Origin of the sequence: Gottfriedia solisilvae, assembly GCF_002128405.1 — a bacterium.
GTDB classification, from domain to species: Bacteria; Bacillota; Bacilli; order Bacillales; family Bacillaceae_G; genus Gottfriedia; species Gottfriedia solisilvae.
Map to the genome: position 1 here is coordinate 394,775 of NZ_NETJ01000001.1, position 26,203 is coordinate 420,977.

20 protein-coding genes and 1 riboswitch are annotated in these 26,203 nt (G+C 34.0%); of the genes, 2 read left to right on the forward strand and 18 right to left on the reverse strand.

The window, feature by feature from the left end; genetic code table 11:
- Positions 1 to 55: 55 nt before the first annotated feature.
- From CAB05_RS01920 to CAB05_RS01935, 4 genes are all read right to left on the reverse strand, one after another.
- Positions 56 to 703, reverse strand: a complete 648-nt coding sequence (locus CAB05_RS01920; protein ID WP_087998124.1) for a nitroreductase family protein — start codon at positions 701 to 703, stop codon at positions 56 to 58.
- A gap of 11 nt (positions 704 to 714) precedes the next feature.
- A complete protein-coding gene (locus CAB05_RS01925) occupies positions 715 to 2,550 on the reverse strand; it encodes an ABC transporter ATP-binding protein (RefSeq protein ID WP_087998125.1) in 1,836 nt (611 codons plus the stop codon).
- Positions 2,531 to 4,273: an ABC transporter ATP-binding protein gene (locus CAB05_RS01930; RefSeq protein ID WP_087998126.1), complete on the reverse strand. Its 1,743-nt coding sequence runs from the start codon at positions 4,271 to 4,273 to the stop codon at positions 2,531 to 2,533. Before CAB05_RS01930 ends, CAB05_RS01925 begins: the two co-directional genes overlap by 20 nt.
- A 130-nt stretch (positions 4,274 to 4,403) precedes the next feature.
- Complete coding sequence (locus tag CAB05_RS01935) at positions 4,404 to 6,182, reverse strand: M3 family oligoendopeptidase (RefSeq protein WP_087998127.1); 1,779 nt, start codon at positions 6,180 to 6,182, stop codon at positions 4,404 to 4,406.
- Positions 6,183 to 6,445: 263 nt separating this feature from the next.
- Here CAB05_RS01935 and CAB05_RS01940 point away from each other — a divergent pair, with 263 nt between their 5' ends.
- The gene (locus CAB05_RS01940; RefSeq protein WP_087998128.1) at positions 6,446 to 6,997 is read left to right on the forward strand and encodes a 3D domain-containing protein; all 552 of its coding nucleotides are present in this window, start codon (positions 6,446 to 6,448) and stop codon (positions 6,995 to 6,997) included.
- Between the two features lie 15 nt (positions 6,998 to 7,012).
- On the opposite strand, the gene CAB05_RS01945 is transcribed toward CAB05_RS01940, so the two are convergent.
- Both CAB05_RS01945 and CAB05_RS01950 read right to left on the reverse strand, forming a co-directional pair.
- Entirely contained in the window at positions 7,013 to 7,408 is a 396-nt protein-coding gene (locus CAB05_RS01945) for a hypothetical protein (protein WP_087998129.1), read from the reverse strand.
- A gap of 16 nt (positions 7,409 to 7,424) precedes the next feature.
- Entirely contained in the window at positions 7,425 to 8,129 is a 705-nt protein-coding gene (locus CAB05_RS01950; RefSeq protein ID WP_235821342.1) for a DUF421 domain-containing protein, read from the reverse strand.
- 101 nt (positions 8,130 to 8,230) lie between these two features.
- Between CAB05_RS01950 and CAB05_RS22555 the strand changes: the two genes are divergently transcribed.
- Entirely contained in the window at positions 8,231 to 8,365 is a 135-nt protein-coding gene (locus CAB05_RS22555) for a hypothetical protein (protein ID WP_268876375.1), read from the forward strand.
- A gap of 77 nt (positions 8,366 to 8,442) precedes the next feature.
- Here CAB05_RS22555 and thrB read toward each other — a convergent pair whose 3' ends face one another.
- The 12 genes from thrB to hutH all read right to left on the reverse strand — a co-directional run bounded on the left by thrB (position 8,443) and on the right by hutH (position 26,119).
- Positions 8,443 to 9,351 (reverse strand): homoserine kinase, encoded by a 909-nt coding sequence (gene thrB / locus CAB05_RS01960; protein WP_087998130.1) that lies wholly within the window; start codon positions 9,349 to 9,351, stop codon positions 8,443 to 8,445.
- A complete protein-coding gene (thrC, locus tag CAB05_RS01965) occupies positions 9,348 to 10,406 on the reverse strand; it encodes a threonine synthase (protein WP_087998131.1) in 1,059 nt (352 codons plus the stop codon). Before thrC ends, thrB begins: the two co-directional genes overlap by 4 nt.
- Position 10,407: 1 nt before the next feature.
- Positions 10,408 to 11,703 (reverse strand): homoserine dehydrogenase, encoded by a 1,296-nt coding sequence (locus CAB05_RS01970; protein WP_087998132.1) that lies wholly within the window; start codon positions 11,701 to 11,703, stop codon positions 10,408 to 10,410.
- A 131-nt stretch (positions 11,704 to 11,834) separates the two neighbouring features.
- A complete protein-coding gene (metA, locus tag CAB05_RS01975; protein WP_087998133.1) occupies positions 11,835 to 12,740 on the reverse strand; it encodes a homoserine O-acetyltransferase MetA in 906 nt (301 codons plus the stop codon).
- 116 nt (positions 12,741 to 12,856) lie between these two features.
- Positions 12,857 to 16,234 (reverse strand): methionine synthase, encoded by a 3,378-nt coding sequence (metH, locus tag CAB05_RS01980; RefSeq protein ID WP_087998134.1) that lies wholly within the window; start codon positions 16,232 to 16,234, stop codon positions 12,857 to 12,859.
- Positions 16,231 to 18,057: a bifunctional homocysteine S-methyltransferase/methylenetetrahydrofolate reductase gene (locus CAB05_RS01985; protein ID WP_087998135.1), complete on the reverse strand. Its 1,827-nt coding sequence runs from the start codon at positions 18,055 to 18,057 to the stop codon at positions 16,231 to 16,233. The genes metH and CAB05_RS01985 overlap by 4 nt, the downstream gene beginning before the upstream one ends.
- Before the next feature lie 77 nt (positions 18,058 to 18,134).
- Positions 18,135 to 18,238, reverse strand: a riboswitch (SAM riboswitch).
- 161 nt (positions 18,239 to 18,399) lie between these two features.
- Positions 18,400 to 20,271 carry a squalene--hopene cyclase gene (gene shc / locus CAB05_RS01990; protein ID WP_371870394.1) on the reverse strand — a complete coding sequence of 624 codons (1,872 nt, stop codon included), beginning with the start codon at positions 20,269 to 20,271 and terminating at the stop codon, positions 18,400 to 18,402.
- A gap of 26 nt (positions 20,272 to 20,297) precedes the next feature.
- Positions 20,298 to 20,579, reverse strand: coding sequence for a hypothetical protein (locus CAB05_RS01995; protein WP_087998137.1), 282 nt, complete (start codon positions 20,577 to 20,579; stop codon positions 20,298 to 20,300).
- 139 nt (positions 20,580 to 20,718) lie between these two features.
- Positions 20,719 to 21,675 (reverse strand): formimidoylglutamase, encoded by a 957-nt coding sequence (hutG, locus tag CAB05_RS02000; RefSeq protein WP_087998138.1) that lies wholly within the window; start codon positions 21,673 to 21,675, stop codon positions 20,719 to 20,721.
- Positions 21,656 to 22,924 carry an imidazolonepropionase gene (gene hutI, locus CAB05_RS02005; RefSeq protein ID WP_087998139.1) on the reverse strand — a complete coding sequence of 423 codons (1,269 nt, stop codon included), beginning with the start codon at positions 22,922 to 22,924 and terminating at the stop codon, positions 21,656 to 21,658. Before hutI ends, hutG begins: the two co-directional genes overlap by 20 nt.
- 9 nt (positions 22,925 to 22,933) lie before the next feature.
- Positions 22,934 to 24,592, reverse strand: coding sequence for a urocanate hydratase (gene hutU, locus CAB05_RS02010; protein WP_087998140.1), 1,659 nt, complete (start codon positions 24,590 to 24,592; stop codon positions 22,934 to 22,936).
- Positions 24,593 to 24,610: 18 nt separating this feature from the next.
- Positions 24,611 to 26,119, reverse strand: coding sequence for a histidine ammonia-lyase (hutH, locus tag CAB05_RS02015; protein ID WP_087998141.1), 1,509 nt, complete (start codon positions 26,117 to 26,119; stop codon positions 24,611 to 24,613).
- Positions 26,120 to 26,203 lie beyond the last annotated feature (84 nt).

Consider the following 26,203-nt stretch of genomic DNA (forward strand, 5'->3'; position numbering starts at 1 on the left):
GAAAAACAACAAAAAAAAGAGAAGAATTCATCTTCTCTTTAAATAATATAAATATTTATTCAACATAACGAATAATATCAGATACTTCTTTACGTGCTAATTTTTTAGCAGCTTCAGAAGGATAACCTAGTGAGATGACCATATTTATTTCACGATCTTCTGGAATATCTAAATAATCTCTTAGCTTATCTTGTGCTAATAAAACTGGACCTGTCATTGGGCAAGTGCCTAATCCTAATGCATGAGCTGCTAGCATTAAATTTTGTGATGCTAAACAACTACTTTTAATACCTTCTTCCGTCCAAACCTCTGGTTCAACAAATCCAATAGGATCAAAGATTTTTGTACGGAACTTAGACTCGTATGGTGTTGCTAAACAAATAATTAAAACTGGTGCTTCACGAAACGCTGTTGCATAAGGACCAAAAGAACGAACTAATAGCTTCCCTTCTTTTTCTAATCCTTTTTCCTTCGCTTTTTCAGCGACTTCATGCAAAGAATCCCATGTCATTTCTTCAATCTTTTTAATTTTATCAGTGTTTTTAATAATAATAAATTCCCATGTTTGTGAGTTTGTGTCACTTGGAGCATAGCGTGCACAATCAATAATTTCTTCAATGATTTCATTTGAAACTGGCTGATCAGTATATTTACGAATACTTCTTCTACCGTGAATAATTTCTTTAAATGAATTGTAGTCCATATTTCCACCCTTTATTGTATATGCTGATCTTCATTCATCCCTTGATGATTCACTAATTCATAGTAAAATCCTTGTTGATTTAGTAATTCGTCATGTGTCCCTCTCTCTACACACATTCCGTCTTGTAAAACTAGAATTTGATTAGCATTTTTTATAGTATTTAATCGATGTGCAATTACAAAGCTAGTTCGACCTTCCATTAATCTTAGCAATGCTTCTTGAATTTTAATTTCTGTAATTGTATCAATACTACTTGTCGCTTCATCTAAAATTAAAATTGCAGGATTTGCTAATATGGCTCTTGCAATAGAGAGAAGTTGCTTTTGCCCTTGACTAATTTGTCCGTCATCTTGCTGTAAAATTGTATCATATCCATTAGGAGTTTTGGTGATAAAATTATGGGCATTTGCTAGTTTTGCAGCTTCTTCTACTTCCTTATCTGAAGCATCTAGGCGACCATATCGAATATTTTCACGAATAGTACCCTTAAATAAAAATGAGTCTTGAAGAACAAACGCCATTTGTTCACGCAAATTCTTCCTTGAATAATTTTCAATTTTCACACCATCTATGAGTATATCACCACTATTGATTGTATAAAAGCGCGAAAGTAAGTTTACGATCGTTGTTTTTCCAGCACCAGTAGGTCCAATTAAGGCAATTGACTCTCCTGAGTTCGCTTTAAATGAGACTTCTGTTAAAGTATTACTATCTTTTCCATAAGAAAAACAAACATTCTTAAACTCAACATCACCTTTAATTATTTTACGATGATCTATAATATTTGTTTCATCGATTGCTTCAACATCCTCATCAAGAATTGAAAATACACGTTCTGCTCCTGCAATTGCAGAAAGTAGCGTATTAAATTGGTTCGATAAATCATTTAAAGGTCTCGTGAATTGTCTTGAATACTCAGTAAAAATAACAATAGTTCCGATTGAAATAATGTCTTTGAATGCAAAATATCCACCAATACCTGCTATTATTGCAAAGCTTGCATTATTTAATACATTCATGAACTTTGGAATGAAACCTGCAAAAATCAACGCCCAAAATCCTGACGTTTTTAGTTTTTCATTTTTAACTAGGAAATCACGAATCATTTTATCTTCTTGAGAGAAGGTTTTAATAATTCTCTGACCAGAAATGGTTTCTTCGATAAACCCGTTCATTTCACCTAAATTTCTTTGTTGAATCTTATATAATTGTCCAGTTCGATTTGTAATCCATTTAATTCCGACTACTAATATAGGTACAATTGATAGTGTTAATAAAGTTAAGAGCGGACTGTAATAAATCATTACTGAAACTGTACCAACTAAAGTCAGTACACTGGAGAAAATTTGAATTACAGAACTGTTTAAAGTTGAGCTTACATTCTCTAAGTCATTTGTTACGCGACTCATTAATTCCCCATGCTGTCTTTTTTCAAAAAATGATATTGGTAATTTATGAAATTGTTTAAATAGCTCTGTTCTCATTTTATTAACTGTATTTTGAGCAATTTCAATCATCCAATAGTTTTGAAGAAATAAAGATGCTGAATATCCAAGATAAATAAAAATAAGCGAAACAATCAACATACTTAAACCATGTAAATTATTTTTAATGATGAAATGATCGATTGCATATCCAACTAATACCGGTCCAAGTAAACCTAATACAGAGCTTATTAAAACTAATAACAAAACTAGGCTTAGTTTTGCCTTCATAAATGATAAATAGCTCCATATTCGTTTTAATGTAGCAGAAACATTTCTTGCTCTCGACTTTTCCTTTTCATTTTTCTTTAGTTGTAAGGGTATATGTTTATATCGGAAAGGTTTAGTTAGCTCCTTTAGCATTAGGAATTTCCTCCCTTCCGTATTGTGAATAATAAATTGCTTTATACAGCTTAGACGATTCCAGCAGTGAATCATGCGTACCTTCTTCAACTAAGCATCCATCATCAATAATCAATATTTTATCTGCATTTATAGCGGAACTGATTTTTTGGGTGATGATAAATATAGTACAATCATATTCCTTTAATGATTGAATTAATTTTGCTTCTGTTTTTAAATCTAACGCACTAGTACTATCATCGAGTAATAGAATACTAGGTTTTCTTAATAATGCTCTTGCAATAGCAAGTCTTTGCTTTTGTCCACCAGATAAATTAACACCCTTTTGTCCAATTTTGCTTTCATAACCATTAGGGAATGAAAGAATTGTTTCATGTATTTGAGCGTGTTTTGCAGCGGTATAAACATCCTCATCTGAAGCATTTTCTCTACCCATTAATAAATTCTCTTTAATCGTTCCTGTAAATAATAATGCTTCTTGAGGAACATAACCAATTTGACCGCGTAGCTCCTTACTATTCATTTTACGAATATCTTGATCATCAATTAAAATTGTCCCTTCGCTTACATCATATAAACGCGGAATTAATTGAAATAATGAAGTTTTTCCAGCTCCTGTAGAACCTAGAATTGCAATTGATGTTTTCGGATATGCAACAAAAGAGATATCTTGTAATACATCATTTTCTGTATTTGGGTATTGAAATGAAACATCATGAAATTGGACTTTTCCTTCAATTCGATTTCTTAGCTTATTCCCTTCATTCTTTTCAATAAAGTCTTCTTCGATTGTAAGTACTTCTTCAATTCGCTCTGAAGATGCTCTAGCTCTTGAAAAAGCCATGATGATAAAAGAAAATACAGAAAATGTAGAAGTAATTCTTGATATATAGTTAACGATCGCAACAATCTCACCAATATTAGATTGATTAGAATGAACTTTACTATTTCCATACCACAGTACGACTAAAATTGAAGCATTCATAAAAAGTAATAGTACAGGCATTGTCACTTCCATTGTTTTAAGTGCAGTTGCAGTTTTTCTTTTTAAATTATTGTTAATCACTTGAAATCTTTCGTCTTCAAAATCATTTCGTACAAATGCTTTGATTAGCTTCATTCCCATTAAATTTTCTCGTAGTACACTATTTACTGAATCTACGTTTTCTTGTACTCTCTTAAACAGTTCTCTACCTTTTTGAACCATCCAATTTAAAAAGAAAAATAACAATGGCAATATGAAAAATAAAACAAACGAAAGTTTCCAATCTAATATAAGTGCCATTACAACACTACCCACTACCATGAGCGGGGCTCTTAGGATGATTCTTAAACTCATAAACACAGTATTCTGTAGCTGTGTTACATCATTTGTGAGTCTTGTAATTAAGGAAGATGTCGGTAAAAAATTAAAGGTTGTAAATGAAAAAGTTTGGACCTTTTCAAATAATGACTTACGTAGTCCAAACGCAAAGCTTTGACTAACATGTGTTGAATAAAATGTATTCAACACGCCGCCTATAAACGCGACAACAGATAGTACAAGCATGACCAATCCCCATTTTGTTACATAGGACAAGTCATTGTTTAAGATCCCTTTATCAATAATTTTCGATAGAATATATGGTTGATATAGTTCTACAATTAATTCGACTAGTAGAAAAAATATCGCGGCCCCCATTGTTAGGCGATATGGTTTTAAAAACGTTAAACTTTTCATCATTAGTCACTCCCTGACTAAAGAGGCAAACATTAAAACCCCTCCGTGTTTTCTTATCTATTTTTAATAAAAGCAATATAAACAGGAAAAGAACTCGTAATAAAACGAGTTCTCTTCTCCAAAAAGATATCATTTAAGTAAGGGATAAGAATTCTTCTACGTCTTTCAATGAAAGTTTTACTGCACTTTCCCAGAAATCGCGTTTTGTTAAATCCACACCTAAATGTTTTTGTGCTAATTCTTCAACTGTCATAGAAGCTGTATCTTTTAAAAGAGCGATATATTTCTGTTCGTAGTTTTTACCTTCTTCTAACGCCTTCGCATAAATACCTAATGAGAATAAGTATCCAAACGTATAAGGGAAGTTATAGAATGGTACGCCAGTAATATAGAAATGAAGCTTTGATGCCCAGAAATGTGGATGGTATTCTTCTAAAGCTCCGCAATATGCCTCTTTTTGTGCTTCTTCCATTAATTCATTGATTCTATTTTTGCTAACAATGCCATTTTTACGTTCTTCATAAAAACGTGTTTCAAATAAGAAACGTGCGTGAATATTCATATAGAATGCAACACTACGTTGTACTTTATCTTCTAATAATGCTAAGCGTTCCTCGTTAGTTCCTGCATTTTTTACTGCTGCATCAGCAACAATCATCTCTGCAAAAGTTGACGCTGTTTCTGCTACATTCATCGCATAGTATCTATTAAGTGTATGAACGTCCCTCATCGCATATGAATGGAATGCGTGACCAAGTTCATGTGCTAAAGTTGAAACATTTGAAGCAGTACCAGAGAACGTCATAAAAATACGAGATTGACTGCTCTCAGGGAATCCAGTACAGAATCCGCCTGGACGTTTTCCAGAACGGTCTTCAGCTTCGATCCATGAATCTTCAAAAGCCATTTTCGTAAAATCAGTTAATTCATCACCGAAATGTTTGAATTGATCTAAAATAAATTCTGCCCCTTCAGAATAAGAAACGCTAGAATCTGTATCTGCTACTGGAGCATCTAAATCATACCAGCTTAATTTCTCTACACCTAATAATTTTGCTTTTCGTTGTAAATATTCAACAAATGGAGCTTTATTGTCAATAATCGCGCCCCACATTGCATCAAGTGTTTCTTGGCTCATGCGATTAATTGAAAGTGGCTCTCTTAAAACATTATCCCATCCTCTTTGTCCGTAAACGCTTAAACGGAATCCGGCTAAATGGTTTAAGATTTTTGCAAAGTAATCTGCTTCGCTACCCCATGTTTCTTCCCATTTACCAAAAATCTCTTGTCGAACATTTCGATCTTTAGCTGAAAACAGATTTGATGCTTGACCAACAGATAATGTTTTACCATCATGCTCGATTTGCATTTTTCCAACTACAGTATCGTACATTTGACCCCAACCATGGTAACCATCTACTGAAAGTGCAGTAATTAACGACTCCTGTTCTACCGTTAATAATTCTTTTGCGTTTTGACGACGTTCGTTTAATACAAATGAAATTTCTTTAAAATCGTCACTTTCTAAAATTTCAGTCCATACAGTATCATTTACTTTTGTTAATTGATCATGGAACGTAGTTAATGTTGTAGAGAACTTCGCAAATAATGCAGTTAAAGTTCCACGAAGCAAATTCGCTTTTTGATCGGCCATGTTTTGTGCTTGTAAGCAACTTACGAAACCGCTAGCTTGTGATAATTTCTTTCCAACTGCTTGAATATTAACAATAATATTATGTAATTCTTCAACTTCATTACTACTTTTTGGTGCTATAAATTGCGTAACTTGGTGTTCAAGATTTTCTAATAAACTACTAATCTCTTCTATGTATTGTGCAAATTCTGGAGACTCGCTCCCGCCTTTAAAAAATACATCTAAATCCCACGTTAATGAATACGTATTCGTTGACATGCTATCCCACCTTTATTGATTATGTATTTACATTCTACATTATACATTATTCTAAATATTTAGTCTAATCATCCAACTCGTAATAATTATTTGATTTATTTTATCCAGTATGTCGAATCAGTAAGGCTATTGACACTCTCTTCCATTTATTTCTAATATGTCAAAAGTAACATAATTGTAATATAATCTAAAAACTATTGAAATCTCACTGTCACATTTCCATGGTAAAGTATGAAACATAGAAATAGACAGGAGCGAAAAATATGAAAAAAATGATAACATGTTTTGTTACTACTGTTTTTCTAACAATGGGATTTACAAATCATACATATGCTTACTCTTACAAGGTTAAGTCTGGTGATACTTTATCGCAAATTTCAAAAAAGCATAAGGTAACTGTTTCTCAATTAAAATATTGGAACAAATTGAAATCAGACCGTATAAATGTTAATCAAGTACTACAAATTAAACCAGCTAAGAAAAGTACAACTACGAAAAAAACTTCAACAACTGCAAAACCTGTTAAAGTGTTAAAAATGAAAGCGTCTGCTTATACAGGCAACTGTAAAGGTTGCAGTGGTAAAACAGCAACAGGATTAAATTTAAAAAAGAATCCTGATTTAAAAGTTATATCTGTTGACCCTAAAGTTATTCCATTAGGCTCAAAGGTTTATGTTGAAGGCTACGGTTACGCTATTGCAGGCGATACTGGTGGCGCACTTAAAGGAAACAAAATCGACGTATTTATCCCAAATCAGAAAAAAGCCCTTAATTGGGGAGTTAAAACAGTAACGGTAAAAGTATATAAGAAATAATAAAAAAACGAGCCACTAGTATTGGCTCGTTTTTCTTGTTCTTAATCCATTTTTATTCAGATCAAACAACTTGCGATCTAGTTCATTCAAAAATTCAATCCGTTTTTCTTCATTTGCAAGAATTTCATTCATATTACATTTTAGAATGTAAGTTCGAATACTTTTCCTTTGAGCCATTTCAACCGTATAAATTTTATATGGTTCAAACCATGATTCAGCTTCAAGTACAGCTATTCGTCCTAAAACTAACTCTTCATTTTTATTTTTAATTGGACAACCAAGCTTCTCAAATAATTTTCCAAACAGTTTTTCAAATAAATAGTAGAAAATGAATTCAATTAGTATCTCTGCTATGAATCTAAAGATCATTCCAATCACAAATCCGCAAACTCTAAGTAGCACTTCGAACATGAAAACAACCTCGATTTTATTTATATAAATATATATCTATCTTATCATTTTCATTTAAAGTTGCTAGTAATATTTCATTGATTTGAACATGATATGTATGTTTTAATTCTGCAATTAACCAACTTGAATCCTTGTTCATTTTTGTCAAAACTTCTTGTTCAATTGTACCATCTTTAATAATCGGTTGAATAAAGTGAAATGGTTTCTCTTTTATTTGAAGCTCTTCTCTTGTTGGGTGCTCATATTTCGGATATAAAAATGTTGAAATAAAACCACCAGCTTCCCAGAATGCCAATGCAACCTTTTTCGGATCATCAATTTTTTCCTTTCTGAGCTCTGAAAGTAATTCATCAATGGTAATTCGTGCTTTTTTTAAATTCTGATATTGAATCTTTCCATTAGAAATTAGATGCAGTGGATGAGGATTCACAAAATGTTTAAACTTATTTGATCTAAAAGTTAAATAATTACAAATTAAATATAAGACGACTAAAACACCAATTGAAATAAAAGAATCTGTTAATGATAAATGTTCATCTGATAATGGATGTGCAATGATATTGCCTACGATAAGGACAACAACAAAATCCAGTAGTCTCATTTGCGAAATCGTTCTTTGCCCTAATATTTTCAAACTTATTAACATAAAAATAAATCCTACAGCTGCTCTTAACATCCAGTCAAAAAAAGTTAAAGAATGATCACTAAATAAAAAAGACAATTTTCTACCTCCGATGGATTAATCAACTATAGTATCAGAATAATTATTCAAACTATACTACATAATAAACTGAATACATCTAATGTTTGGAGCTGATTTTAGTGGAAGATAAGAAATTAACGATAGCTGGAACTGATATTGAAGAGGTAAAAAAACAAAATGCAAATTCAGGATTAACATATAATCAAGTGAAACAATTACTAGCTGATCAATATAATAAGAAGCAAAACAAATAAAACCACTCATTTATGTGTACTGCACCTTACTGTTAGTTGACTACAGATGGGTTGCAATGCATAAATGAGTGGTTTTATTATTTCACATGGATAGAATGTTCTACCTTTGCACCGATATTTTCAACAGTTATTTCGCTTACTTCATAGTTCGGGAATAAATTTTCAAAAAATTCTTTGGCATTTTGACAATATTCTTTATCTACAAATGCTAGTATTGTCGGTCCGGCACCACTTAACACATGACCATAAACATATTGTGGAAGTTTATGGTTTTTTAATATTTCTAATTCTTTTACGATTTTACTGCGATATGGTTCGTGAAATAAATCCCGTTTCATCATATCTCCTGCAAGCTTCCAATTTTCACTTAACAATGCAGCAACGAGTAAATTACTAAAGCTACTTGATAAAATTGCATCTTTATGTGGGATTTCTTTCGGTAAAATATTTCTAGCATGTTTAGTTTCTAATTCATAGGTCGGGATAATTGCAATGACTGAAACATTATTTATTGTTGAATGTTGAATATAAGCCTTTTCATCAATATAAGTTCCAATTACCAATCCACCATAAATTGATGCACCAACATTGTCCATATGCCCTTCCATCGATGTTGCAATTGAAAGTTGCTCATCTAAGCCTAAGTTTAGATGGCATAATTCATTCGCTAATAAAATACCACCGACAATAGCTGAAGCACTACTCCCAAGACCTCTTGTTAGTGGAATATTACTCTTAAGCTTTAAATGACAAGCAGGTAAATCTTTATGATATTGTTTTGCTACATCAAATGCAGTCTGAAAAATCAAATTGGATTCATCAGTCGGAATACCTGTTAAATAGTCACCGTCCGCCTCACAGCTGACCGAATCATGTTCATAAACTTCAATATTTAAAAATCTACCCAAAGCTATTCCAATTGAATCAAATCCAGGCCCTACATTCGCTGTACTAGCAGGGACTGTGATGTCAAAAAGTTTTTTCATACTGTTACCACACCTTGTAAATGCTCTGATACTATTTTTTGGTCATTTGGTAATAAAATTGGTTCAATTTGATTCGATTGGATCGCAATATCAGGATCTTTTAATCCATTTCCTGTTAAAATTGCAACTACTTTTGATCCACGTTTAATAAATCCATTTTGAAGATGTTTATAAACACCAGCTATACTTGCACATGAACCAGGTTCAGCAAAAACGCCTTCTTTAGAAGCAATCAATTTATAAGCTTCAAGTATTTCATCGTCTGAAACGCTATCGATTTTTCCATCCGACTGATTGATCGCATTGACAGCTTGCTTCCAACTCGCTGGATTTCCAATTCGGATTGCTGTGGCGATTGTTTCAGGATTTTCAACTTTTTGATTATTAACAATTGGTGCTGCTCCTTCTGCTTGGAACCCATGCATTTTTGGTAAAGAGTACCCTTTTGCTTGATTGTATTCAAGGAAACCTTTCCAATAAGCAGTAATATTCCCCGCATTTCCAACCGGAATAGCTAAAACATCTGGCGCAGCCTCTAATTGTTCACATAATTCAAATGCTGCGGTTTTTTGTCCCTCAATTCGATATGGATTTACAGAATTAACTAATGTAATTGGTTCAGTTTCACTTATTTTTCGGACCATCTGTAATGCATGATCAAAATTTCCATCAATACTAATAATATGTGCTCCATACATGACAGCTTGCGCTAATTTTCCATAAGCAATTTTACCATTTGGAATAATAACGATACATTTCATACCCGCTCTTGCTGCATAAGCTGCAGCTGCTGCTGAAGTATTACCAGTAGATGCACAAATAATTGCAGTACTACCCTCTTCCTTTGCTTTTGCGACTGCCATTACCATACCGCGATCTTTGAATGATCCAGTCGGATTTAACCCTTCTAATTTTACATAAAGCTCAATACCCCATTCATTTGATAAAGTAGGTAAATAAAGTAATGGTGTATTTCCTTCATTTAAAGTTAGTTGTGGTGTATTTTCACTTACTGGTAAAAAATCTGTATATCGATTGATTAACCCTTTATACATCTCATTCTTCACCTGCAATTCGATAATAACTTCGAACTTCATCTACAACATCTGATGCTTCTAAATCACGAATTACTTTTTTGAATGCAGCACTTGAAGCTTGATGAGTCACTAAAATAATTTCGGCTAATCCTTGATGTTTTAAAGGAACTTGAATGATTTTCTCAAAACTAATATCACACTCAGTAAATAAAGAAGTTATTTTTGCAAACGATCCTAACTGATCCTGAACTGTAAATCGGAAAAATGATTTAAAGTGAATTTCATGATCATCTTTTAATTCTTTAGGATATTGCGGTAAAACAGCGCTTGTTCCATTTACACCTAAACGCATATTTTTCATTACAGCAACTAAGTCAGATACGATTGCAGTTGCAGTTGGTAAACTTCCTGCGCCTGGTCCGTAAAACATCGTTTCTCCTACAGCTTCTCCATATACATAAACTGCATTAAATTCATTACTAACTGATGCTAATGGATGACTATGAGAGATTAAAGTAGGTCCAACACTAACTTCAATTCTATTTTCGCTTCTTTTTGCATAACCGATTAACTTCATTGTATATCCAAAATATCTTGCATAATCAATATCCTCTGCAGATACTGAACTAATTCCTCTAACTTGAACATCTTCAAGCTCAACATCCATTGAGAAACCGAGCTTCGAAAGAATTGTCATTTTCCTTGCTGCATCAAGTCCTTCAACATCAGAAGTTGGATCTGATTCTGCAAAGCCAAGTTCTTGTGCTTCTTTTAATACATCTTCGTATGGTCTACCTTCATTGCTCATTTTTGTTAAAATGAAGTTAGTCGTACCATTTACGATCCCCATTAGCTTCGTCACACGGTCCGCTGCTAATCCATCTACTAAACTACGGATAATCGGAATACCACCTGCTACGCTTGCTTCATAAAATAGATCACATTTATTTTCGTTTGCTACACGTAATAACTCAGTGCCATATAAAGCCATTAAGTCTTTATTTGCCGTTACAACATGTTTTTTATTTCGAAGAGCATGGAGAATGTATCTTCTAGCGTCTTCGATCCCACCCATTACTTCAACGACAACATCAACATCAGCATCATCTAATATTTCTGTCGCATCTGTCGTTAGTAAGTCTTTATGAATCGTAATTGCGCGTTCCTTCTCAAGATTCTTTACTAATACTTTTTTAACCTCGACAGAACAACCAATTTGATGAGCTAAGCGATCTTGGTGGGCTTCAACAATTTTGACAACCCCACTACCAACAGTTCCTAGTCCTAATAAACCGATAGAAATACAGTTCTTCATGATAACTCCTCCGTTTTAATTTTAGATATAATTACCATTATGGTAATGTTTTATGAAAATAGCAATGATAATTTTAAATTTTCTAATAATTTTACTTTTTATTTGAAATTTTTGTGAAAGATTTAATTAAATTACAATGAATATGGCGTTTCCTGATAAACATAGTAGTTTAACCAATTTGAGAATAATAGATTACCATGACTTCTCCAACGGACAATTGGTGGGTTTGTAGGGTCGTCATTTTCGTAATAATTTTTAGGGACTTGTATTGCCAACCCTCTTTTTCTATCTCTTTCATATTCATTTTTCAATGTGTTCTCACAGTACTCACTATGGCCAGTTGCAAATATTTGTTTTCCATCCTCACTTGAAACTAAATGAACACCAGCTTCATTAGACATACTTAAAATCTTTAATCCACTTACTCGATCAATATCCTCTCTTTTAATTTCAGTATGACGGGAATGCGGAACATAGTACTGGTCATCAAATCCTCGTACAAGTTTTACAAATCGGTCTTCTAAAGTATGTGGAAATACACCAAACATCTTCTGCTCTAAATCGTATTTAGGTATGCCATAATGATGATACAAACCGGCTTGTGCTCCCCAACAAATATGTAAAGTTGAGGTGACATTTTCCTTTGTATAATCCATAATTTCTTTTAATTCAGACCAATAGTCAACTTCTTCAAATTCTAAGGTTTCAACTGGAGCACCGGTTATGATAAACCCGTCATATTTCGTATCTTGAACTTGCGAAAGTGTTTTATAAAAACTTGTGACATGTTCCTCTGAAATATTTTTAGGCTTGTATGATTCTGTACCAATTAATTCAACATCTACTTGTAATGGGGAGTTTGCGATTAACCGTAATATTTGCGTTTCAGTTTCTATTTTTGTTGGCATTAAGTTTAAGATACCAATATTTAAAGGACGGATATCTTGAGTTTCAGCGCGTTCTTTCGTCATATAAAATACATTCTCTTTAGATAACACTTCAGTAGCAGGTAAATCCTTATTTATAATAATTGGCATTTTTAATCGCTCCTAATGTAGAATACATAAATATTTGGCAGAAATAGATATCAAATCATTTCTATTCACTGCCAAATGATCATGTTTTATGGTGCATATTACAGTATTCTATTTTGTTACACTGAGAAGTATCTTCCGTCTTTATGTGAGAATACCATTGCTGTTACTGATGCTTCAGGTAGCATCATAAAGCCTTCCGTCAGATTAATACCGATTTCATTTGGATTAATTAACTTAAATAATTTCTCTTGATCCTCTAAATTTGGACAAGCTGGATATCCAAACGAAACTCTGATTCCTTGATATTTTGCTTTAAAACGTTCCTGCATTGTAAAATCAGCTGCATCTGGGAAGCCCCATTTTTCTCTCATTAACATATGCGTTTTTTCTGCAAGTCCTTCTGCTAGCTCTAAAGCTAGGGAAAATAAAACATGACTTTTTAAATATTCTCCTTCTTCTTTCCATCTTTCAGCAATATTTCTCACCCTCGGACCTGATGTAACAGAGAAAAATCCAACATAGTCCATTTTTTCACCGACAGGGTTTAAGAAGTCACTAATACAAAGACCTGGCTCTTTTCTTTGTCGAGGAAATTGAAAACGTTCAATCGGTTTTGAAGTAATAGAATCATAAATTACCACATCATTTCCTTCACTTTGCGCAGGGAAGAATTGATAGATTACTTGACAGTCAAAATATTCATTTCCATCTCTTAATAATTCCTGAACTAATTCATATAATTCCTGACCTCTTTCTTGTTTTTCCCATTTACCTTTCACACCTAAGTGGTGCCCAATTAACATTTGGTAGTTAATAAATGGAGCAACTTGTGAGACCGGAATATTTTTAATGACAGTTTTCTTTAATGACGAAGGAACTAGACAATCAGACGGCTGAATGTTTGATCTAGTTGTATTGATTTCTACTTGCGGTAATTCAATGAATTGATTTTCATTATTTATTACCTTTTTATTTTCTATTAAATTTTGACGCTCAATTGGATTTACGATTTTATTTGCTAAATCTAATCCAGTCATCGCATCATTCGAATAAACAACTAAACCATCATAGATTGGTTGAATACGATTATCTGTAAACTTTCTAGTTAGTGCTGCACCGCCTACTAAAATAGGAGTATCGATACCGGCATTTTTTAAATCCCCTGCAGTAATCACCATTTGTTGCGCAGATTTGACTAATAAACCTGATAAACCGATAATATCTGGTTCATTTTTACGAATTTGGGTTATTAAATCATCAGGTCGAATGTTGATTCCTAAATTGATGACCTCAAACCCATTGTTCGTTAAAATAATATCTACTAAATTCTTCCCAATATCATGAACGTCACCTTTAACAGTTGCCAGTATCACTTTACCTTTACGAGAACTCTCAGTTACTTCCATAAATTGTTCCAGATATGTTACAGAAGCCTTCATAACTTCAGCACTTTGTAGTACTTCAGCAACGATTAGTTCATTATTGTTAAATAGTCTTCCAACTTCGTCCATACCTTTCATTAATGGTCCATTGATAATATTTAATGGTGAATCACCACGATCAATACAAAATTGTAAATCATCAATTAATCCTTGCTTCGAACCTTCTATAATACATGCTGCAAGTCTTTCTTCAACAGGTAATTGTTCCTTAGGTTTTTCTTCCTTCTTAACTGAAAGACGAAAATGTTCTACAAATCGATCTAATGTTTCTTGAGAAGTATTAAATAGTAATTCTTCTGCTAAATCACGTTCGACTTGCGGTATTGATGCAAATCTTTCTAATTTTTCGGTGTTCACAATGGCATAGTCTAACCCAGCTTTCGTTGAATGGTACAGAAAGACTGCGTTTAATACTTCACGTCCACTATTTGGAAGACCAAATGAGATATTACTTAATCCTAAAATGGTTAAACACTCAGGTAGTGCTTCTTTAATTAGACGTATTCCTTCAATCGTCGCTTTTGCAGAACCGATGTATTGAACATCTCCAGTTCCTACTGGAAAAACAAGTGGATCAAAAATGATATCTGAAGGTCGAATATGATACTTTTCAGTTAATAATTGATAACTACGTTTTGCGATTTCCAATTTACGTTCCGCTGTTACTGCCATTCCATCTTCATCAATCGTTCCGACGACAACTGCAGCACCATACTTATGGATTAAAGGACAGATTTTTTCAAATCGTTCTTCAGCATCTTCTAGATTAATAGAGTTTATAATTGCTTTACCTTGTATATACGTTAATGCGAGTTCAATTACTTTTTCATCAGTCGAGTCAATCATAATTGGAACCTTTATTTTATTCACCAGTTGTTTTAGAAAATTCTCCATATCATCTAATTCTTCACGGTCAGGATCAGCCATACAAACATCGATGACATGTGCACCTTTTTTAACTTGTGCTCTTGCGATTTCAGCTGCTTCCTCATATTTTCCATCAGCTATTAAATTCTTAAATTTTCTTGAGCCAATAACATTCGTTCTTTCACCAACGAATAATGGTCTCATACTATCATCATAAATAAGAGATTCTAAACCACTTACTGCATGATCTGTTCTCTTTTTTAATTGACGAGGTTTGATTCCTGTAATAGCTTCTTTCATTGCTTTAATGTGTTCAGGTGTTGTGCCACAACAACCACCTAAAATATTGACCCAGCCTTGTTCGGCAAAATCACGTACTTTGTATGCTAATGATTCCGGTGACTCATGATAATGTCCATCCTCATCAGGTAGACCTGCATTAGGATAACAAGATACATATGTTTCAGATAACTCAGATAATGACCTCACATGGTCTCGCATAAATTCAGGACCAGTTGCACAGTTTAACCCAATAGAAATTGGCGAGATGTGCTCAATCGCTAAATAAAACGCATCGATTGTTTGACCAGCAAGTGTTGTACCCATCGGTTCGATAGTGCCTGAAATCATTACTGGAATTGTTTTGTTTAACTCTTTAAAAGCATTACTTATTCCTATACACGCAGCTTTAACATTTCTCATATCCTGACATGTTTCAACTAATAATAAGTCGACACCACCATTTAATAGTCCAATCGCCTGACGGAAATATGCAGTAATTAATTCCTCAAACGTAACGCCGCCAGTGACACTAATTGCTTTTGTCGTTGGGCCCATTGCACCAGCTACAAACACATTTTTCCCAGAAGAATCTACTGCAGCTTTCGCAATTTTTGCAGCTTTTTCATTTAATTCGATATCTAAATGCTGTAAATTGTAATCAGATAAAACAATATTTGTAGCACCGAATGTGTTTGTCTCAATAATATCTGAACCAGCTAGTATATATTCTTCATGGATTTCTTGAATGATATCTGGACGAGTGACAACTAAATATTCATTACAACCTTCTAGTTCTTCACCACCAAAATCTTCAGCTTGTAAATTTCTTTGTTGAATCATCGTTCCCATTGCTCCATCTAGGAGTAGAATACGTTCTTTTAATGCTGCCTCTAATGCTTTCATAATTGAATCTCCTCTTTTTTACGAGTTTTAGTGTATTGGATTAGTTCTTCAGTAATTTCATATTTTAAGAATGGAGTAATCAAATAGATTCCATTAAATTTATCAATTGCATAATCTACAATTTCTTTTGCGATGTTTTTGCCTTCTTCAATTGCTAATAAAGGATCATTGATGTCAATTCGATTTCTAACTTCATCTGTTAAGGTAATTCCTGGTACTTCATAGTGAATAAAGTCAGCATTCTTTTTACTAATTAGTGGCATGATGCCAATAAATATTGGCTGATTGATATGTCTCGTAGATTCATACAAACGATCGATTGTTTCTAAATCATAGACAGGCTGGGTTAAAAAGTAATCTGCCCCCGCTTCAACCTTCTTTTCTAGTCTTTTAATAGCAGCATCCATTTTCCTAACATTTGGATTAAATGCAGCGGCTACAGAAAATCTTGTACCGTTTCCTAAACTTTTTCCGGAATACAGTCTACCTTCATTCATTTCTTTGATCATGCGAATAAGTTCAAACGAGGCAACATCATATACCGATGTAGCACCAGGGAAGTCACCTACTCTTGCAGGGTCACCAGTAATAGCTAATACTTCATTTAAACCTAAAGTCGATAGTCCCATTAAATGTGATTGAAGACCAATCATATTTCGATCTCGGCAAGTTAAATGTGTAAGAACAGGAATATTTAATCGTTGTAACATTGACGCTATGGCTACATTTGAAATCCTTGGTGAAGCTAACGGGTTATCTGCTAATGTGATTGCATCTGCTCCTGCGTTATTTAAAGCCTTTGCGCCTTCAAAAAATCGTCTAGTTTGTAATGTTTTCGGTGGATCCAGCTCAGCAATAATAGTAGTTCTCTGCTTTGCTTTCTCTGCTAGCGTTACATTTTTTTGTTCCGGCTGCTTTGGTATTTTTATTGTAATCGTTCGATTGTTGACTTCTTTTTTTGTGACAGGCTCTAAATTATCTATTTTATTGCGTAATGCGGCAATGTGTGCGGGTGTTGTACCACAACAACCACCAATTAAACGAACGCCTTGTTCAATAAAAGGTTTTGCCATATCTTCAAAATATTCTGGATTCGATTTATATACGTATTTACCTTCTTCATACAAAGGAAGACCTGAGTTTGGAAATGCGGATAAAAATCCTTTTTTCGGTAAAGCAACCGTATTTAAAGATTCAATCATATGAAGTGGACCTAAATGACAATTGATTCCGACTACATCCGCTCCTAAATCTACTAATTTAGGGAGGATTTTTTCAATATATTGACCGCTTTGCATCACACCGATTTCTTGTAAAGTCACTTGTGCAATGATTGGAATGTCTGTGCGCTCTCTAAGTAAGGTAACAGCATCATATAATTCATGTTCATCATAAAAGGTCTCAAGCATGATTCCATCAACACCTTCTTCAAGTAAGGCAGATGCCTGCTCTAACAACATGATTTCTCTTTCTAACGGTGTTGCAAAGGTTGACCCAATGTATTTCATACCACCAATACCACCTAGTATGAGTGCTCTTCCTTTAGATGCTTCTCTTGCATTTCTGACGGCCATTTGATTGATTTGTTTAACTAATTTTTCCAATCCATGCTGTCTTAGTTTCCCAGCATTAGCTCCGTATGAATTTGTTTGAATGACCTCTGCACCAGCATTAATATATTGTTCATGAATATGGATAATTCGATCTCGTTCAGTAATGTTTAGTTCTTCAAAACAACTATGTAATCCCCCAGAATATAACAGAGTCCCCATAGCTCCATCACCTAATACAATTCCATTATTTAATTTTTCCAACAGTCCCAATTGATCACTTCCCTTACATACAAAAATAAAAACGCCATTCTTTCTAAAATGAAAGAATGACGTTATCTACAATCCACGCCTTATCTCTCATGTTAAAAACATGCTGGATTTAGCACTTTTTAGCTAAAGCTAAAGTTGCCGGGTTTCAAAGGGCCAGTCCCTCCACCACTCTCGATAAGGAATATTCAGTTATTTTTAATATGACTAGTGTACTATACTTAGCCAATTAAAGAAACATATTTTATGAAAATTTGAAAAATGGACATAATTTATTATTTTTCGAATCACTTAGTTTACATAATAATATTATTTTATAAAAAAATGAAACTATACATAATAAAATTATTTTTGAACATAATGCGCTAATGCGAGTAATGGATATATATGTTGATAACTATGATAATGAATATAAAAACCACCCGGTAAACCTAGACCTGTTGGATACATTACTTCTTTTTTTGTTTTATCTTTTTGAGCCAGTAAATATTGGATCCCTCTATTTATCACTTCATCATCTTTATCTACAATCGTTAATAAGGCATCAACAGCCCATGCTGTTTGACTAGGAGTACTATACTTTAGCGGTACATAGCTTTTCTTTACAGCCGAATAACCAGACTCTCCCCAACCTCCATCATCATTTTGCACACTGATAAGCCATTTAGCAGCCTTTTGAATTGCTTCATGATTCTTTGGGATTCCGATTGATCGTAGTCCAGTGATAGCCGCCCATGTTCCATAAATATAACAAATTCCCCATCTGCCATACCAGCTACCATTTTTTTCTTGATGCTCTAAAATCCATTCGATCGCCTTTTTAACTTGTTCATCTTTTCCATCAATTGTTGTATAGTTCCCAATAAACTCTAAAACACGACCTGTTAAATCTGCCGTCGATGGGTCAATGATAGCATCCTTGGCATTTTCAATCGGTAAATAAGTTAACCATTTATTTGTTACATCTTTTTCAAATGCGCCCCAACCACCATCATGATTTTGCAAACCCAATAAAAACTGAATCCCTTTTTGCCATTTTTCAAGTTGGGTTGAGTCTGAGATTGCACTTCTTGTTAATGCCCTTAATGCTGCACTTGTATCATCATTATCTGGAATAAATGAATTTACTTCCGAAAATCCCCAACCTCCAGGACTGATTTTTTTTGCATGCTTCGACCAATCACCTTTTAAGATTTGCTGTTTTTTATTTAAATAATCAACGGATTTTTTAATTAATGTATCTGTCGGGAAAACGCCTGCTTCTTGTAATGCATAAGAAAGTAACGCTGTATCCCAAACCTGTGAGGGAGAATTTTGAATGTGAATACCGTCTTCGGTTTCAAATGAATATGAGATTAAACCACTTAATGCTTGTTGAATTTCATTTGAGCTAGTTTCATAGCCAAGAGCTAATAATGCATAAATCATATAAAATGTTGAAGTAGCGTAGCTATAAAATGTACCGTTTGTTTCAATTCTTTCTAATATAAATTTTTCTGCTTTTTCATATCCTTTATCATGAAAATATAGCGGATATGAGGCAAGCTTCTTACCCTCTTCTACTAAAAAGTGAAAAAATGAATCTCTCTCATCGTCAAACCACTCGATCTCTTTAGTAGCATGTAAATGATCTAGATTAATTGGATGATTAGATTTAATATTATATCGTTTATTAATACATAAAATCATTGGAATTAAATGAACTCGGGCATAACTACATAGTTCAAATAAACTGAGAGGAAAATTGTTTGGGAGTAGAAAGTAGCTCATCGGAAAATGAAAGAATGTTGGATATTGAATGAATCCATGTATCGCTAGTATCATTTTTGTCATAAAATGTACTTTTCCCAGTCCACCATTGGAAAGTATAAATTTTTCAGCTTTCTTCATATTAAGATGGTCTTTTTCTAATGTGTTAGAAACTAATAATGCAACATATGCTTGAACAGTCGCAGATAGATTCCCATTTTCTTCATCTTCATATAATTTCCATGAGCCATTTTCTTCTTGTAACTTGATCAAGCGTTTTGCAATTTTTTCACATAACTCTTTTTCTTTATCTAATAATGCTAAATCATTTAACAGAATTAACATAAAGCAATCTGTCATAATCGACCCTTCAAAACAATATTCCCAGGACCCATCTGCTTTCTGATCTTTTCTTAATATATTAATGCGCTCATTTAAATTTTGAATAACTTCTTCCTCGAGGTTCAACATTTTCACCTCAAATCCTTCAAGATTTAAGTATGATGGTATTTATCCATCCTACTTTTCTTTTCACTAGATTCACCTTCAATGTCAACCAATCTCTTATTCTTTACTTTAATTTCAGAAACCAAGCTTAAAATAAATACAAAAAGACTCAAAGGGAAGACAATGATTTTATAGCCAAACAAGGTAAAAGCAGGAAGAATATCCAGAAAATAACCTAATGAAAATAAAAATATAACTAGTAATATATTAACCCCTATTACTGTGAGTAAAGCTTTAAATGCTGATTTTGAGCTAATTGAATACTTCAAAATGATCACACTCCATTACAAATCTATGTTAATCATAGAAAAATCATGAATGGAAAAACCATTTTCGTTAGGAATATGTGAACGTTTGTTAGACATAATAAAAAACTCGTAAACAATTTTAATTGTTTACGAGCTTTATTTATCGATTCAATTTAACTTTTTCAACAAGAAAATTTAATATGACATGTGCGGCAATCCGACTTGTCATATCACGGAAATCAATTGTAGGGTCTAATTCTACAATATCCATCCCACAAACTTTTGGATGAGATGCTAGATAACATATTCCATCAATTAATGTCTGACTATCCATTCCACCAGGGCCAATTGCTGGACAGCCTGGTGCAAAAGCCTGATCTAACACATCCATATCCAGACTAATATAAATTGCATCAACTTCCTGTGATAAACGATTTAAACTATCAATAATAATTTTTTGTATACCCAATTCACGTACATCACGCATTGTATAAATTGTGACACCATGATTGATTCCAAACTCAGTATAAGGCGCACTATTTGAAAAATTGCGCAAACCAATTTGAATTAAATGTTCACCATTTAATATACCTTCATCTATTAAACTACGAAATGGCGTTCCGTTTGACCTGCCACCATCATTTATATTTCTTAAATCGTGATGTGCATCAAACTGAATGACCCCAATTTTCCCCCTAGCTTCTGTAAAAGCAGCGATGCTTGGAAAGCTAATCCCGTGATCCCCGCCTAAAATAATCGGCATAGTATCTTTAAATTGGTTCAATAATTCAGCAATCGTCGATTTAATACGATTTCTAGATTCCTCAAAATCAGTGACATGCATCGTGATATCACCAAAATCTGTAACACGTAACGTTTTCAAGTCAATTCCATCCTCAATATGATACGTACTATAGCTACTTAACATTTTACGTATAGATGCAGGTGCAAAGCTAGCTCCCGAATGACTAATTGATGTTTTAGATAATGGAACGCCTATGAGTGAAAAATTAGATGCATCTTTTCCATCCCAAGCAGTGACTATTTCATTAGCTTTTGTAACAGATGAATCAACGAAAACTGCATCTCCTGATTTTTTAAGATGTGATAGAGACATCAAATACACCTCTATTTACGACTAACTTTCCATTCTTAAAAACTGATTCTACATGATTTACACCAAAATGATATGGTACATACGTATAATTAGGTGCATTCCAAATAACAACATCAGCTTTACGTCCAACTTTTAGCTTACCAGCTTGTTCACCACGATTAATCGCATATGAAGAATTTATCGTTACCGCATTCCATATCTCTTCAGGTGTCATTTTTAACTTTAACATAGCAATGGTCATGATTAATTGTAAATTCTCTGTCGGACAGCTACCTGGGTTAAAATCTGTAGCCAATGAAACAGCAGCATTTTGATCGATCATTGCTCTAGCTGGTGCAAATTCAGGTTTGTTTAAATAGAAAGTTGTACCTGGTAAAATAACTGCAATCGTATTACTATCACCAAGCATTTCTACACCTTTAGATGATGCGCCACATAAATGATCAGCTGAAGTCGCCCCAATTTCTGTTGCCATTTCTGTTCCGCCAAGTGGATCAATTTCATCTGCATGAATTTTGACTAAGAATCCTTTTTCTTTTGCTTTTAAAAGAAATTCTCTTGATTGTTCAACAGAAAAAACGCCAGTTTCTGCGAAAATATCAACGAACTCTGCCAGTTCTTCTTCTTTAATTTGATCTAGTAGAGATAACATCTTCTCTAAAAATGCTTCTTCATTTCCTTTATAATCCTTTGGTACTGCATGAGCACCTAAAAACGTAGAAACAATATCCATAACATGCTCAGATTGTAACTCTTTCGCAACCTTTAATTGTTTAAATTCAGTTTCCTCATCAAGACCATAACCACTTTTTGCTTCAACAGTCGTAACACCGTAGGAAAGCATACGATTTAAATGTTGAATTGTTTTTTGTTTCAGTTCTTCATGAGTTGCCAACTTTGTTTGACTAACAGTCGAGTGAATACCTCCACCCATTTCCAATATTTCTAAGTAAGATGCACCTTGTAATTTTAAGCTTACTTCATGCTCACGTGATCCTCCAAAGACCACGTGAGTATGAGGATCAACTAATCCAGGCGTTACTAATTTACCTTGACAATCAATTACTTCATTAGCATCAATTTTAGTTTCATTCATTTGACCAATATAAATAATTTGACCATCTTTCCAAGCAATTTCTGCGTTCTCTATTACGGGTAAAACATTCATCTCTTTACCACGAACTGGTCCATCACCGTGATCCATTGTCACAAGCTGACCAATATTAGTTAATAATATATCTGCTTTCATTCTTTACACCTACTTCATCATTGGGATATTAACGCCTTTTTCTTTCGCCGTTTCAACTGCTAAATCATAACCAGCATCAACGTGACGAACAACACCCATTCCTGGATCTGATGTTAATACTCTTTCGATACGTTTTGCAGCTGCATCTGTTCCATCTGCAACTATAACCATACCAGCATGTAAAGAGTAACCCATTCCAACACCACCACCGTGATGTACACTTACCCAGCTAGCGCCATTTACTCCATTAATTAGAGCATTTAGAATTGGCCAGTCAGCTACAGCGTCACTGCCGTCTTTCATGCTTTCAGTTTCACGGTTTGGAGAAGCTACTGAACCACAGTCTAAGTGGTCACGACCAATTACGATAGGCGCTTTTAACTCACCATTTTTAACCATTTCATTAATGATTTTTCCGAATTTAGCACGCTCACCGTATCCTAACCAACAAATACGAGATGGTAAACCTTGGAATGCAACCTTTTCACGCGCCATACGAATCCAGTTACATAAGTGTTCGTTATCTGCAAACTCACGAAGAATGACTTCATCTGTTTTGTAAATATCTTCTGGATCTCCAGAAAGAGCTACCCAACGGAAAGGTCCTTTTCCTTCACAAAATAATGGACGAATAAATGCAGGTACAAAGCCTGGGAAATCAAATGCATTTTTAACGCCTTCATCAAATGCAACCTGACGGATATTATTACCATAATCAAAAGTAATTGCTCCACGTTGTTGCATTGCTAACATTGCTTCAACATGTACAGCCATACTATGTTTAGCTTGTTTAATCAATTCATCTGGATTTTCCATACGAAGTGTTTTTGCTTCTTCCATCGTCATTCCAATTGGTAAATAACCATTTAATGGATCATGAGCTGAAGTTTGGTCAGTAATTAAATCTGGTACAAAGTTACGTGCTACTAATTCTGGTAAAATTTCAGCTGCATTACCAACTAAACCGATTGCAAGAGCTTTACCTTCATTTTTAGCGTCAGTTGCAAGTTGTAAAGCCTCTTCTAATGAATGAGTTAAAACATCACAATATCTTGTATCGATACGACGTTGAATTCTCGTTTCATCAACATCAATACCAATGACAACTCCACCATTCATTGTTACTGCTAGTGGTTGTGCTCCGCCCATACCACCAAGTCCAGCAGTTAATGTGATTGTACCTTTTAAGCTTCCACCGAAATGTTGTTTTGCTGCTTCTCCAAATGTCTCGTAAGTTCCTTGAAGAATTCCTTGTGTTCCAATGTAAATCCAGCTTCCTGCTGTCATTTGGCCATACATCATTAATCCTTTTTCATCTAATTCACGGAAATGCTCCCAAGTAGCCCATTTTGGTACTAAATTTGAATTAGCTAATAATACACGTGGTGCATCTTCATGTGATTTAAAAATTGCGACTGGTTTACCAGATTGAACTAGTAAAGTTTCATCGTTCTCTAATTTTTTTAATGACTCAACAATTGCATCGAAGCTTTCCCAGTTTCTTGCTGCTTTCCCAATACCACCATAAACAACTAAATCTTCTGGTCTTTCTGCTACTTCCTCATCTAAGTTATTTAATAACATGCGAAGTGCTGCTTCTTGAACCCAACCTTTTGTATTTAATTCAGTTCCTGTTGGTGCTTTTAGTGCTCCTTTAATCAGTTCCATTTGATTACCCACCTTTTTTTATATTTGTTTTTGTCCTACAAAACGATCTGAGACGAAATTTTCTTTTAAATAACTAGTTAATTTTTCAATATCAGTTGAAAACACACGATCCTTCGTAATTGAAGGTACTGTTTTACGTGCATCTTCCATAAATCTACGTGTGATGACAGACATTTTTTCAACGCCTTTATACTCAACGCCTTGCATTGCACAAATACATTCAATTGCTAATACTCTTCTTGCATTTTGCAGAATTTGATAAGCGTGACGTGCCCCAATAGTTCCCATACTTACATGGTCTTCTTGGTTAGCTGATGAAGGAATTGAATCTACACTTGCAGGATGAGCTAACGTTTTATTTTCAGAAACTAAAGCAGCTGCTACATACTGCATGATCATTGCTCCAGATTGTAAACCTGGCTCTGGACTTAAAAATGCAGGTAAATCGTTTAACTGAGGATTAACTAATCTCTCAATTCTACGTTCAGAGATATTAGCTAATTCTGCGATACCTAGTTTGAAGAAGTCCATTGCAAATGCGATTGGCTGACCGTGGAAGTTCCCACCTGAAAACACATCATCACCAAATAATAATGGATTATCAGTAGCCGCATTCATTTCTATTTCTAATTTTTCTTTCACATAATTAAGTACTTGCCAGCTTGCTCCATGAACTTGAGGAATACACCTTAATGTATACGCATCTTGCACACGAATTTCACCTTGTTTTGTCGTTAACTGACTAGTCGATAAAATGTTTCGATAGCGCTCTGCTACTTGGATTTGTTCCTTAAATCCACGAGCAAAATGAATTCTTTCATCAAATACATCTGTAATTCCTTGTAAGGCTTCAAAAGTAATCGAAGAAATTAATTCACTTTGGTAAGCAAGTTCTTCACCTTCGATATACGTTAAAATGCCCATCGCTGTCATTGCTTGCGTACCATTAATTAGAGCTAACCCTTCTTTAGCTTCTAAAGTAATCGGTAAAATTCCTTCTTTTGCTAATGCTTCTTTTGTTTCCATTCGGTTACCTTTATAGAAAACCTCACCTTCACCAAGTAAAACTAGTGCTAAGTGTGATAATGGTGCTAAATCTCCACTAGCTCCAAGAGATCCTTGAGATGGAATTACAGGATGAATATGAGCATTAATTAATGAAAGTAATTTTTCAACAACAATTAAACGCACACCAGAATGGCCTTTTAACATTGTATTTGCACGAAGAACTAACATCGCTCTTGAAACTAACTCAGGGAATGGTTCACCAACTCCACAAGCATGTGATGCGATCAAATTATATTGAAGAGCAGAAACGTTTTCCTTTGCAATAAATACATCACTAAATTTACCGAAACCAGTTGTAATTCCATAAACAACCTCGCCATTATCAACGATTTGTTCTACTTTTTCTCTGCATTTTTTTACAGCATGTAAGCTGTCATCACTTGCTTGCACATAAACATTTTCAAATAAAATTCGTTTCATCTGATCCATTGTTAAACTATTACCAGTTAACGTTACCATTCTTAGCACCTCCAAATTTGGTTAAAAAACGCAGAAAGAGGCTATGCAACGTAAATAATCATTTACGAAACATAGCCCCCTATA

Excerpts from the sequence above, each read along its gene's own strand:
- CAB05_RS01920 (WP_087998124.1), bottom strand. The coding sequence starts at position 703 with ATGGACTACAATTCATTTAAAGAAATTATTCACGGTAGAAGAAGTATT.
- CAB05_RS01925 (WP_087998125.1), bottom strand. The coding sequence starts at position 2,550 with ATGCTAAAGGAGCTAACTAAACCTTTCCGATATAAACATATACCCTTA.
- CAB05_RS01930 (WP_087998126.1), bottom strand. The coding sequence starts at position 4,273 with ATGATGAAAAGTTTAACGTTTTTAAAACCATATCGCCTAACAATGGGG.
- CAB05_RS01935 (WP_087998127.1), bottom strand. The coding sequence starts at position 6,182 with ATGTCAACGAATACGTATTCATTAACGTGGGATTTAGATGTATTTTTT.
- CAB05_RS01940 (WP_087998128.1), top strand. The coding sequence starts at position 6,446 with ATGAAAAAAATGATAACATGTTTTGTTACTACTGTTTTTCTAACAATG.
- CAB05_RS01945 (WP_087998129.1), bottom strand. The coding sequence starts at position 7,408 with ATGTTCGAAGTGCTACTTAGAGTTTGCGGATTTGTGATTGGAATGATC.
- thrB (WP_087998130.1), bottom strand. The coding sequence starts at position 9,351 with ATGAAAAAACTTTTTGACATCACAGTCCCTGCTAGTACAGCGAATGTA.
- thrC (WP_087998131.1), bottom strand. The coding sequence starts at position 10,406 with ATGTATAAAGGGTTAATCAATCGATATACAGATTTTTTACCAGTAAGT.
- CAB05_RS01970 (WP_087998132.1), bottom strand. The coding sequence starts at position 11,703 with ATGAAGAACTGTATTTCTATCGGTTTATTAGGACTAGGAACTGTTGGT.
- metA (WP_087998133.1), bottom strand. The coding sequence starts at position 12,740 with ATGCCAATTATTATAAATAAGGATTTACCTGCTACTGAAGTGTTATCT.
- metH (WP_087998134.1), bottom strand. The coding sequence starts at position 16,234 with ATGAAAGCATTAGAGGCAGCATTAAAAGAACGTATTCTACTCCTAGAT.
- hutG (WP_087998138.1), bottom strand. The coding sequence starts at position 21,675 with ATGTCTCTATCACATCTTAAAAAATCAGGAGATGCAGTTTTCGTTGAT.
- hutI (WP_087998139.1), bottom strand. The coding sequence starts at position 22,924 with ATGAAAGCAGATATATTATTAACTAATATTGGTCAGCTTGTGACAATG.
- hutU (WP_087998140.1), bottom strand. The coding sequence starts at position 24,592 with ATGGAACTGATTAAAGGAGCACTAAAAGCACCAACAGGAACTGAATTA.
- hutH (WP_087998141.1), bottom strand. The coding sequence starts at position 26,119 with ATGGTAACGTTAACTGGTAATAGTTTAACAATGGATCAGATGAAACGA.